Raw genomic sequence first — 12,174 nt, 5'->3', positions numbered from 1 at the left:
AAAAAGCCTTCTTCACAGAAGGCTTTTTTGTTTTCTATATATTTCTACCTCCCCCTTTCACATAATATTATATTCCTATCATAAAGTAATGTCAAAACCTTGAGATAAGGTCTTTAGGGCTTTTAATCTTCCTAAATTAGAGATTCATATAAAATTAAATTACAACCAAACCATTTAGAATCAGTCAATTACTGATCCCTAAAACTAAAATTTTCAAGAAAATGCAGGAATTACCTGATCTATCTGAAAATTCTATTGATCTAATTTTAACAATCCTTGAAGAGGAAAAAGAAATAAGCTGTGCCCTTCCCGGGAACGGTATTCTTCATATCGAGAAAGAACTCCCCTATCTTGTAATCTACAGGAGAAAACCGGAAGACAGAGGTACAAAACGGTTTATTACCAGTGAATCTTCTTACCTGGTTATTGGAACCACAAATTTTAAAGATTATCAAAGATTGCTTTTTAAGCTTGCCGATAAATTATCTGCCAAACTGGAATCTTACCTTTTATTTGAAATTTTCGCAGGCCCGGTCGATTCTACTTGTGTAAATATCAAAGCTCCCGCAAAAAAATTGCCCACCAGTCTTGCTACTTTGAAGGAAGATTTACAATCAATTGATCAGGTTTTTAAAGGTCTTTCTCTTGATGTTAAAATTCTGGATACCCCTCACCGGCATGCAGAAGGTGATGAAGACCTAATGAGTATAGAAGATGCGAAAAACTGTGGAGCAGTACTGGTGGGACTCGAAATCCCTCCCATTTACAGGGATGAAGAAAATGTATTGTATCCGGTTTTCTTCAGAAGCTTTAAAGATTTTTTAATCAAAGCTTTACACAAGTCCTTTTTCGATTTTATAAGAATTCAGACTTCAGCAGGGGTAGCCAGTTTACATGCCCTGGGAAGAAAAAACTTAAAACAGGTTGTATTTGATATTGATAAACAACTCACAGAGATTGAAAAGTCTTTTCAGTTTTTATGGCTGGTTTCGCCTTCCAATATCTATGACATAAAAGAACAATTCTTTAAGAGTCATTATGAGAAGGTCATCGATTATCATTACAGGTTGTTGCCGGTGGATCCCGATATTTTAAAACGAAAATTATTTAATCTTAAAATAGAAGATATCGATGATCCAGCCATGTCTTTTCTTTTCCGGGAAAAACGGGAAGAACTGGATATGCAAATTTCCATGCTGGGACAACGCGGGACCAAAAATTTCCTATATGATAGTATTCGACTATATAAGGGAGTTGATGATAATTTATGTGAGGCTGCCCGCAATATTTTATATCAGGTGCCGGAAGAGGATGAAACCCTTCAGGATGATATTCTTGATTCCAAAGATTTCAGCAGTTTGGCCAGACGGGAGTTCGATTATTTTAAAGAACAGGATGAAAATTTTAAATGTAAGGTTCATATCAGGAAAGATGTGAATGTTATGATGGTCTCTCAGGGAGAACTGTATATCCCTCAGGATTATAAAATGAATCGTGTAGAAGCAGAAGCTTTAATTCAGCATGAGGTAGGAACGCATGTATTAACCTACTACAACGGGAGCCGGCAGCCATTACAACAATTAAGTATTGGTCTTGCAGATTATGACCCGCTTCAGGAAGGTTTAGCGGTAATGTCAGAATTCATGGTTGATGGGCTTACGGCCAACAGGTTGCGAATCCTGGCCGGGCGGGTTATTGCCGGACAAGCTGTAATGCAGGGTGGAGATTTTAGAGAAATTTTCAGGCTTTTAAAAATGGAATACGGTTTCTCACCAGAAAGCGCTTTCAATATAACTTCCAGAATTATGCAGGGAGGTGGTTTTATAAAAGATATTATTTACCTCAAAGGCCTTGTTATGCTTTTGGATCATTTGAAGGAAAATGATGATTACGAATCTTTACTTGCCGGGAAATTTGGATTGAAACATACCGAGGTAATAAAAGAACTTACTGACAGAAAAGTTTTGGAACCGGCGAAAATCAAACCAAGATTTCTGCACAGTAAAAAAATGAATGAAAAATTAAATTTAATCAGGCAGGGACTTAGCTTGCCACAAATGATATGCAAATGAAAATATGCTTTGTTTTAAATGACGTAGAGGGAGAGGGAAATGGAACCTCTACAGCCCTTATGAGTATGGCTCACCAACGTGGGCATGAGGTATACGCGGCAGGCGTAGGAGATTTCACATTTCATCACGATGCGCCAATTAGCATTAATGCCGTAAGCGTACCTAAAAGCTTTAAAAGCAAATCAACCCAAAAATTTCTGGAAGCCCTTCAGGATAAAAAAAATAAACATAAAAAAATAGATTCTTCAGAACTTGATGTATTGTTTATTAGAAACAATCCTACTGAAGAGGTAGGACGCCAGTGGGCAGAACAGGCAGGTGTGGCTTTTGGCCGAATGATTCAGCAGGAAAATGCCTTGGTTTTAAATGATGCATATGCTTTGTCTCATGCCTTTATCGATAAACTATATTTTGAAGAACTTCCGCAAGAAATTAAGCCGGATTCAATTATCACCAGAGATAAGGATCAATTATTGGATTTTTGGGAGAAGCAAAACAAGAAAATGGTGCTTAAACCATTGGAAGGTTCCGGAGGTCAGGATGTTTATTTGATAGATGAGCATGAGAAAAATGTCAATCAAATCATCGACCATTTAAGTTCTCAGGGATATGTGATCGCTCAGGAATTTTTACCGGCCGTCAAAGACGGGGATGTACGTGTCCTGCTAGTAAACGGTAAAGTAATGGAACAGGATGGTAAGAAAGCTATAATTAGAAGAGTGAGCGGTGAAGGAGAATTTAGAAGTAACTTTTCTGTAGGTGCCACGGCAGATAGCAGTGAACTAACCCCGGCCATGCAACGCATTATAGATCTTACTGCGCCTAAATTAATTAGAGACGGACTGTTTTTCGTAGGTCTTGATATTGTAGATAACAAGCTTATTGAGATAAATGTGCTGAGTCCCGGAGGTATGGAACGTTTTAAAGATATAGGCCTCCCTGCTTTTACTGACTATATAATAGAAGCTATCGAAAGAAAAGTTGAATATAAAAAGATGTACAAAGGCCAGTTAAGCAACAGAACTCTGGCTACAATGGACTAAATTTTGGTTATGAAGAATGAATTAGAAAAGGATATACCAAGAATCATAGGAGAATATTCATCAGGAAATGAAGGGCCACTGCTTTTTGTTACCGGAGGTATTCATGGGAACGAGCCAAGTGGAGTATTGGCTTTACAAAGAGTTTTTAAAGAACTGGAAAAGACCAAACCTTCTATCAAAGGTAAAATTGTAGGAGTTGCCGGGAACAAAAAAGCTTTGAATGAAAACAAACGCTTTATTGACGAAGACCTCAACAGAACCTGGACTGAAGAAAATGTACAGAAAAATGATCCTAAATCGCATGAGGAAAAGGAAATGTTTGAGATTATTGATGTTTTAAATGACTACTCAAAAGCCGGATATTCTAAAAGGTATTTCCTGGATTGTCATACCACCTCCTCTGCCAGTTTACCCTATGTTTCTGTTCAGGAAGTAAACGATAACGATGAATGGGCGCACAAATTTCCAACTTATATAATCAGGGGATTCAGCGATATAATTACCGGGGATATAGATCATTACCTAAGTAGAACCGGAATGACCGGTTTCGTGTTTGAAGCGGGACAACATACAGATGAACGTTCGGTTGAAAACCATGAAGGCGTTATCTGGCTTGCTTTGAAAGAAGCTTGTGATCTTGATCTCAGCAAAATTTCTACTTATCCGGAATGTGTAGAGCGTTTTACCAAAAAGAATGCGCCGGAGCAAAAGACTTTTGAAATTATCCACCGTCACGGTTTAAAGGAAGGTGAAACCTTTAAAATGGAACCCGGTTATGAAAATTTTCAGAAGATCAAAAAAGGAGAACTGCTCGCAAAGCAAAACGGTGAGGAGGTAATTAGCGAATGGGATGCTTATATATTTATGCCATTGTACCAGTCGCAAGGAGATGACGGATTCTTTGTAGTTCAGGAAGTTTAAAAAAAAGCAGCCAATTGGCTGCTTTTTTTAATTTATAAATTCCAGACAAACCGGAGTTTTTATATTAAATACCGGTTCCTGAGGTTTTAATTTACCATTTTCCTGATTGATCTTATAAATAGTGATGTTTCCAGTATCCTGACTGGCCGCATATAGGTATTTCCCATAAGGAGAGATTGCAAAGTTCCTTGGAGTTTTACCGGCTATAGGCACATAGTCTACATTAGTTAGGGTTCCTAGTTTCGACTCAATTTTAAAAATTGCTATGCTCTCATGTCCCCTGTTGGAAGCATATAAAAATTTGCCTTCCGGATCTATGTGTATATCTGCAGCTGAATTCTTATTCTTAAATTTTTCAGGGATGGAGCTAATTGTCTGAATGATTTCAAGCTTTCCGTCTTTACCAATTTTAAAGGTAGAAAGGGTAGAATTCAATTCATTAATGCTGTAGCCGTAACTACCGTTCTTATCAAAACTTAGATGTCTTGGCCCGGCTCCTTCAGGCAATTTTACAAAACTTTGTTCATGAGGAGTTAGTTTGCCCGTGGCAGGATCAAATTTATAGATCCATATCCTGTCATTTCCAAGATCGGCTATATATGCAAAACGATTATCCCTGCTAATCTTAACCGAATGAGCATGAGAATTCTCCTGATTCCCGAGTTTTAGTTCTTTTATAAGCTCTAATCTACCCTCTTCATCGATTTTATATTCAGCAACCACCCCGCCCATATAATTACTTACAAAAACAAATTTTCCCGATCTGTCCAAAGCTATATGGCAGGGAGCATTAGCGCCGGTAGAGAGCTTGCTTAATTCTATAAGTGTGCCATCTGGTTTTATTTGATAACTGTAAACAAATCCGGTCTTTCCATCCTTGGGTCCAAGTTCACTTACAGCGAAAAGATACCGCCCTCGACGGCCCACTTTTACGAATGATGGATTCCTGACTTTAGCAACTGTCTGAATAAATTCAAGACTTCCGGTAGAGGGATCCTGATTCAGCAAATAAATCCCTGCTGCATTACCATCTACATGTCCTTCCTTCTGCGTATATGTTCCAACATACATTTTATTAATGGAATCATTGATCACCTCCACTTGTCCAAAAACGGGAATACAGGTAAGTAATACAAGGCAAAGGTTAATATTGAATTTCATAATAATATTTTTACAACCACTTCTTCCGTTTAAAATAATAGATCATCAGGAAGAAAATGGTGATCATTATACCCCATAAAACAAAGTAGCTATACTTCCATTGCAGCTCTGGTATGTATTCGAAGTTCATTCCATAGATCCCGGCAATAAAGGTGAGAGGAATAAAGATACTGGCCATAATGGTTAATACCTTCATCACTTCGTTCATCTTATTGCTTATGGTGGTCATATACATATCCATAAGCCCCCAGATCATTTCCCGATAGATATCAATATTTTCTGAAATCTGGATAATATGATCATATAGATCTCGAATGAAGTTCCCGGTATGATCATCGATAAGGTCGCTATCCAGCTTTTCAAGCCGACTTATCACTTCTCTTAATGGAAAAACTGCTCTCCTTATCCTTAAAATATTTCTCTTTAGATCCTGAATTTCAAAAGTAATATCATCACTGGGTTTAGAGGTGAAAAGGCTTTCTTCTAAAGCCTCTATCCTATCACTCATATCATCTATAACCAGAAAATAATTATCGATAATGGAGTCCAGCAGTGCGAACATTAAATAATCTGCGCCTCTTGACCTAATCCTACCTTTTGCGGTTTCTATACGTTCTCTAATTGGATCAAATACGTCACCATCAGATTCCTGAAAAGTTAACACATAATTTTTCCCAACGATCATACTTAGGTGTTCATTTTCGATCTCTCCATCTTTATAGTACAGCATTTTTGCCACTATAAATATATAATCCTGGTATTCTTCTATTTTGGGCCTCTGCCCGGTATTCACTATGTCTTCCATCACTAAAGGATGTAATTCATAATAATCACCAAGCTTTTCTATTTCTTCTACATTGCTTAATCCGTCAATATTGAACCAGGTAACGCTTTGTTCATCTACAAATTTAAAAGCATCTTCAGGGGTGGTGGAACTAAACCTTTCGTAACTTTTTGCGTTATAATCTATAACATCCAGTTTAGTTTCAGTCGATTCCTTATGACCTACATAGGTCATGGTTCCGGGAATCTGGTTTACCGTTTTGGTATTTTTGGGACGCCTAAGCATCAGCTTCCTCCTTTTGGCCATAAATAGAAATAATTTCTATAAAAGTACTAATAATCTTATAAAGCCACAGGTAATAACGGTTTATCCTAACAGAACGAATTTTTCAGAAAATTGGCCGGGAAAGAAAGTGGCGAATTCTTAGCTTAATTTTACCTTTGCAGCTATGGATGAAGCTGTGTTATTTGAAACCCTCAAAGAATACTTTGGATATGAAAAATTCAGGCCTTTACAAAAGAAGATCATCAGTTCTGTTTTTGAAGGGAAAGACAATTTAGTAATCATGCCCACCGGGGGCGGAAAGTCAATTTGTTACCAGCTTCCAGCCATATTACTTCCGGAAATCACTCTGGTTATCTCTCCTCTTATCGCTTTGATGAAAGATCAGGTGGATGGACTTAATGCCAATGGTGTCCCGGCGGCATATTTGAACAGCAGTCAGCAGGAATCTGAAAAGGAAGCGATATTTAAACAAATTGACGACAAGGAGATCAAATTGCTCTATGTCGCTCCGGAAAGTTTACAGGTGGTAGACCGTTTTCTAACCGACGGAAAAGTTAGTTTAATTGCGATTGATGAAGCTCATTGTATTTCCAGCTGGGGCCATGATTTTAGACCTGCATATACTCAACTGGGTTATTTAAAAAACCGCTTCCCTTCTACTCCGGTTTTGGCATTAACCGCAACTGCCGACAAGGCTACCCGAAATGATATTTGCAAACAGCTAAATATCCCGAAAGCAAAAAAGCATATTGCCTCTTTTGACCGCAAGAATTTAAGCCTTGAGGTAAAACCCGGGATCAAGCGTTTTGAACAGATCACGGATTTTCTTAAAAGCCGAAAAAAGGAAAGTGGAATTATATATTGTTTAAGCCGAAAGACCACAGAAGAACTGGCCGCCAAACTAAAGGTAAAAGGTTTTAAAGCTGAAGCCTATCATGCGGGAATCGAACATGATAAACGATCCAATATTCAGGATGATTTTATAAATGACGAAAAAAAGATCATCTGTGCTACCATTGCCTTTGGAATGGGAATCGATAAATCCAATATTAGATGGGTGATCCATTATAATATGCCGAAAAACCTCGAAGGATACTATCAGGAAATTGGCCGTGCAGGTAGGGATGGTTTACCTTCCGAAACCTTGCTTTTCCATAGTTATTCTGATGTGATCCAACTTCAGAAATTTGCTTCGAATTCCAAGAATGAGGAAGTTCAACTGGCCAAGCTTGACAGGATGAAACAGTATTCTGAAGCATTAAGTTGCCGAAGAAAGATCCTGTTGGGTTATTTTGGGGAGTATATCAAGGAAGATTGCGGGAACTGTGATATCTGTAAAAACCCACCAGAGTTCTTTGATGGTACAGTGATCGCACAAAAAGCCCTTTCCTGTATTTTTCGGTTAAAAGCTTCTGAACCTATTTCTGCAGTGATCGATGTATTACGAGGAAGCCAGAACGAACTGGTTAGAAGAAACAATTATCACGAACTTTCTACCTATGGGATTGGCAAGGATATTTCCTGGAGACACTGGCAGCAGTATATTATTCAGTTGATCAATCTTGGATATATCGAGATCGCCTTTGACCGCAACAATCACCTTCAGCTAACTGAGCAGTCTAAAAAAGTCCTATTCGAAAAGGAAAAGGTTTATCTGGCAGATGTTAAAGAAGAGAAGGAAACTGCTACCCGGGAAATTGAAAAAACTGTTTCCAATTCACTGTTTGAAAGACTTCGCCAACTTCGGCTTGAAATTGCAAAAGAAGAAGGTATTCCTGCATATCTCATTTTTAACGATGCGGCCTTAAAGGACATGGAAAAGCAAAGACCAATGTCTGATTCAGAATTTTTACTTATCAACGGGGTAGGTAGAAAAAAGATGGAAGATTATGGTTACAGGTTCATTAAAGAGATCATCGCCTTTAGTAAAGAAAAGCGGGAGAAAAAGACTGTAAAAAAAAAGAAAACAGGTAATACCTATAAGGAAACTCTCTCCTACTACAAGGAAGGATTGAGCGTTGAGGAAATCGCTCAGAAAAAAGGAATAGCCAGAAATACCATTTTCACTCATCTAATAAAACTGTATGATGAAGGTGAGGATGTGGATTTGCACCAGTTTGTTCCGGGATCTGAACTTAAATCTGTGGAAAAAGCGAAAACTGAATTGAATGACACCAATTCCCTTCGGAGTTATTATGAACATTTCAATGAAGCAATTCCTTACGAAACTTTAAAGATCGCCTTGAAAATTCTCGAAAAAGAAGGTTAATTCAGATATTATTGAAAATCTATTTTTTTAAGAATAAGTCCGGAAGCAGGGGCAATAAAATCCATTTGTAAATGAGGGGTATCCGGTAACAGGCTTTCTTCTACTTGTTCCAGACTTAACTCCCCTCGACCAACCTGCACGAGAGTTCCCATCATTAATCTTACCTGATGCCGTAAAAAACCTGAGGCATGGATATGAAAAATATAAGACTGTTCGGGGAAAAAATTTGCAGTGTACAGGTCATTTTCGACGATCTCAGATCTTAGCATTTCTCTGTCGAAGGTGCTTTTTTCTGATACCCGAACACAGTAATTCTTAAAATTATGGACCCCTTGAAATAGTTTTGCAGCCTTCTTCATTTTATCAATATCCAGATCTTCCTGAAAATTGGCCATAAAAGGCGCACTAAAAGGATGAAATTTATCGCCTACACTAAATAGATAGGCGTATTCCTTGGTCTTGGAATGTTGAATGATATTAAACTTCTCATCTACCTCTTCAATTTTCAAGGCTCTTATATCCTGTGGTAAGTTCTTATTAAAAAGTTGAAGAAATTCATCCAGATCATCAAGTGGTTCATGATCTAAAAACAATTCAAAGGCAGATTCTTCAGCAGATACCATGGCGTCTGTACGGCTGGTACCCAGAATTTTATATTTGGCATCCGGCATTACCCACCCAAGCGTTTTAGTGATCAAACCTTCCACTGTTTTTACACTTGGTTGTTTTTGCCAGCCATGCAGGCGGTAACCTAAATATTGAACCTTAATAAAATAATAGAATCTCTTTCTAAACAAACCTGAAATTTCGGCCAAAGGTATTAAAATGTAAAAGAGTCCTCCAGCTTGCCTGGCTTATTCTTTCTCTGAAAATATAAATTTCCGCATCTATTAGAGAACAGTAATCAATGATAATTAAATAGTCCTATTAATATTTTATCTTGCTTATCTATTAAAAAAGAGAAAATGAAATACTTACACTTCCTCATTCTTCAGCTATTTATAATTTCCAGTGTCCCTGCTCAAACCAAAAAGGACAGTCTTACGGCACAGGATTATGCCAGAGCAGAACAGTTTTTAAGCTATCAAACAAATTCTAAGGTTTACAGGAGTTCTGTATCACCTCTATGGCTTCCAAATGGGGATTTCTACTATGTGGTTAATACGAAGGAAGGAAAAGAATTCGTGTATGTAAATCATAAATCCGGAAAAAAACGTGTTGCAAAGTCCCTGGAAGAACTGGAAAATAAAACAGGCTTTGAATTAACTCAAAACCCGAACGGACGAAGATCCAATGAAGTCATTTCGCCAGATGGTGAAAAATCAGCTTATATAAAAGACTGGAATTTATGGATGAAGGAACTTTCGACTGGCAAAGAAATTCAATTAACCACAGATGGTACTGAAAATTATGGATATGCCACAGATAATGCCGGGTGGAGAAAAAGTGATAAGCCAATTTTATTATGGTCTCCAGATTCAAAGAAGATCGCTACTTATAAACAGGATCAAAGACATGTAAAAGAAATGTACCTGGTTTCTACAAATGTGGGTGCCCCTAAACTCCAACAATGGAAATATCCTTTGCCCGGCGATGAAGAAGTTATCAAGATCGAAAGAGTTATAATAGAAGTTGAAGCTCCTAAAGTGATCCGTTTAAATATTCCAATGGATTCAAGACGCGGTACTTTATGTGATGATATCTCCTGCTCCGGAGCTTTTGATGACAACCAATGGGCCAAAGACGGGAAGGAACTCGTGTTTGTTTCCACTTCCAGAGATCATAAAGTAGCAAAAATGAGGATCGCTGATGCTGTTACCGGAGAGGTAAGAGAAGTTTTTAGGGAAGAAGTGCCTACACAGTATGAATCTGGTCAGGGTAGTATCAACTGGAAATATCTGCCGGCTTCAAACGAAATCATATGGTATTCTGAAAGGGATGACTGGGGACATTTGTATTTATATGATTCAGAATCAGGCGAGCTTAAAAATCAAATTACCAAAGGAGATTTTGTAGTTACTGAAATGCTGAAGGTCGATGAGAAAAACAGAAAGATTTACTTCCTGGCTAAAGGCAGGGAAAAAGGAAGAGACCCATATTTCAGTCATTTTTATAGCATCGATTTTGACGGAAATAATTTAAAACTACTTACTCCAGAGGATGGACATCACAGTGTTTACTTAGCACCTAAGAAAGAATATTTTGTTTCTAATTACTCTCAACCCAATGTTCCTAACAAAGCCATTTTAAGAAAATTAAATGGAGAGCTCATTAGCAACTTAGAGTCTGAAAATATTGAAGATCTCCAAAGATCAGGTTGGAAGGCGCCAGAACCTATAAAGGTTAAATCTAAAAACGGACAATGGGACTTGTATGGTTTAATGTTCACGCCTACTCATTTAGACGAATCCAAAAAGTATCCGGTAATCAATTATATATACCCCGGTCCACAGGGTGGCGGTGTTGGCAGACGGTCGTTCTCTCCTTCCCGAAGCGATCACCAGGCACTGGCAGAACTTGGTTTTGTAGTGGTCGTTATCGATGGTACCTGTAATCCCGACAGGTCTAAATCCTTCCATGATGCTTGCTATGGAAATATGGCCGATAATACCCTGGAAGATCAGATATCCGGTATAAAACAACTTGCTGAAAAGAATAAATTTCTTGACCTCGACCGGGTAGGTATCTGGGGGCACTCCGGCGGTGGGTTTGCAACGGCAGCAGCGATGTTTAAATATCCTGAATTCTATAAGGTTGGGATAGCCGAATCTGGAAATCATGATAATCGCAATTATGAAGATGATTGGGGAGAGCGCTATATAGGGCTTATGAGCATGGATTCCTCTAATGTTTCGAATTATGAGAAACAGGCTAACCAAAATCTGGCGAAAAACCTTAAAGGAAAATTGATGTTAGCTCATGGAGCAATGGACGATAATGTCCCACCTTATAACACCTATCTGGTTGTTGATGCATTAATCAAAGCTAATAAAGACTTTGACCTGATAATATTTCCACATGCCCGTCATGGATTTGGAAGTGATTATTATTATATGATGCGCCGGAGATGGGATTATTTTGTAGAACATCTAATGGGAGCTACACCCCCTGAAAATTATGAATTGGGACCCAGAAAATCTGAATAATGAAAGATCCGGAAATTAAAGACCTTAAAGAAAAAAAACTGATTGGCTTAAGTGTTCATACCAGTCTGGCAGACGATAAAACCAGCTTGCTTTGGAAACGCTTCATGGAGCGAAAAGCTAACATTGGAAATCAAAAAAGTGATGACCTGTATTCCGTTCAGCTTTATGATAATAATATCATCAAAGGCCAGTTTAATTCTCAATCTGTATTCGAAAAGTGGGCGGCAGTAGAAGTAAGCAGTGTTCCTCCCCTATTTGGCGGGTTAAAGGAATTAATAATTCCATCAGGTTTGTATGCTGTTTTTGTACATGTTGGAACAGCAAATGAATTTGCACGTACAGCAAATTTTATATTCGGTGAATGGATTCCGGCATCCAAATACGAACTGGATGACCGGCCTCACTTTGAAGTTCTTGATAAAGATTACAAGGGCCTCGATGATCCGGAGTCTAAAGAACATATTTGGATACCTATTAAATTAAAGACATAAAC

The 12,174-nt window shown here is 38.1% G+C and carries 9 protein-coding genes; 6 read left to right on the top strand and 3 right to left on the bottom strand.

What is annotated here, in order from left to right:
- Positions 1 to 221 precede the first annotated feature (221 nt).
- Genes ACNKXV_RS07410 through ACNKXV_RS07400 form a run of 3 tightly spaced genes read left to right on the top strand, consistent with a single transcriptional unit; the run spans position 222 to position 4,036 of the window.
- Positions 222 to 2,072 carry a flavohemoglobin expression-modulating QEGLA motif protein gene (locus ACNKXV_RS07410; RefSeq protein WP_417907081.1) on the top strand — a complete coding sequence of 617 codons (1,851 nt, stop codon included), beginning with the start codon at positions 222 to 224 and terminating at the stop codon, positions 2,070 to 2,072.
- Positions 2,069 to 3,115 (top strand): glutathione synthetase, encoded by a 1,047-nt coding sequence (locus tag ACNKXV_RS07405; RefSeq protein ID WP_417907080.1) that lies wholly within the window; start codon positions 2,069 to 2,071, stop codon positions 3,113 to 3,115. Before ACNKXV_RS07410 ends, ACNKXV_RS07405 begins: the two co-directional genes overlap by 4 nt.
- A gap of 9 nt (positions 3,116 to 3,124) precedes the next feature.
- Entirely contained in the window at positions 3,125 to 4,036 is a 912-nt protein-coding gene (locus ACNKXV_RS07400; protein ID WP_417907079.1) for a succinylglutamate desuccinylase/aspartoacylase domain-containing protein, read from the top strand.
- 27 nt (positions 4,037 to 4,063) lie between these two features.
- Here the strand turns inward: ACNKXV_RS07400 and ACNKXV_RS07395 are convergent, their stop codons facing one another.
- Both ACNKXV_RS07395 and corA read right to left on the bottom strand, forming a co-directional pair.
- Positions 4,064 to 5,197: a lactonase family protein gene (locus ACNKXV_RS07395; RefSeq protein WP_417907078.1), complete on the bottom strand. Its 1,134-nt coding sequence runs from the start codon at positions 5,195 to 5,197 to the stop codon at positions 4,064 to 4,066.
- A 10-nt stretch (positions 5,198 to 5,207) separates the two neighbouring features.
- The gene (gene corA / locus ACNKXV_RS07390; protein ID WP_417907077.1) at positions 5,208 to 6,287 is read right to left on the bottom strand and encodes a magnesium/cobalt transporter CorA; all 1,080 of its coding nucleotides are present in this window, start codon (positions 6,285 to 6,287) and stop codon (positions 5,208 to 5,210) included.
- 142 nt (positions 6,288 to 6,429) lie between these two features.
- On the opposite strand from corA, the gene recQ reads away from it, so the two are divergent.
- Complete coding sequence (gene recQ / locus ACNKXV_RS07385; protein WP_417907076.1) at positions 6,430 to 8,535, top strand: DNA helicase RecQ; 2,106 nt, start codon at positions 6,430 to 6,432, stop codon at positions 8,533 to 8,535.
- An 8-nt stretch (positions 8,536 to 8,543) separates the two neighbouring features.
- Here the strand turns inward: recQ and truA are convergent, their stop codons facing one another.
- A complete protein-coding gene (truA, locus tag ACNKXV_RS07380) occupies positions 8,544 to 9,332 on the bottom strand; it encodes a tRNA pseudouridine(38-40) synthase TruA (protein ID WP_417907075.1) in 789 nt (262 codons plus the stop codon).
- A gap of 168 nt (positions 9,333 to 9,500) precedes the next feature.
- Between truA and ACNKXV_RS07375 the strand changes: the two genes are divergently transcribed.
- Both ACNKXV_RS07375 and ACNKXV_RS07370 read left to right on the top strand, forming a co-directional pair.
- Positions 9,501 to 11,681: a S9 family peptidase gene (locus tag ACNKXV_RS07375; RefSeq protein ID WP_417907074.1), complete on the top strand. Its 2,181-nt coding sequence runs from the start codon at positions 9,501 to 9,503 to the stop codon at positions 11,679 to 11,681.
- Positions 11,681 to 12,172 (top strand): GyrI-like domain-containing protein, encoded by a 492-nt coding sequence (locus ACNKXV_RS07370; protein ID WP_417907073.1) that lies wholly within the window; start codon positions 11,681 to 11,683, stop codon positions 12,170 to 12,172. Before ACNKXV_RS07375 ends, ACNKXV_RS07370 begins: the two co-directional genes overlap by 1 nt.
- Positions 12,173 to 12,174 lie beyond the last annotated feature (2 nt).

Origin of the sequence: Christiangramia aquimixticola, from assembly GCF_048285835.1 — a bacterium.
Classification (GTDB): domain Bacteria; phylum Bacteroidota; class Bacteroidia; order Flavobacteriales; family Flavobacteriaceae; genus Christiangramia; species Christiangramia aquimixticola.
Note: the sequence above shows the minus strand (reverse complement) of the source record. Positions and strands in the feature narration are given on the sequence as shown.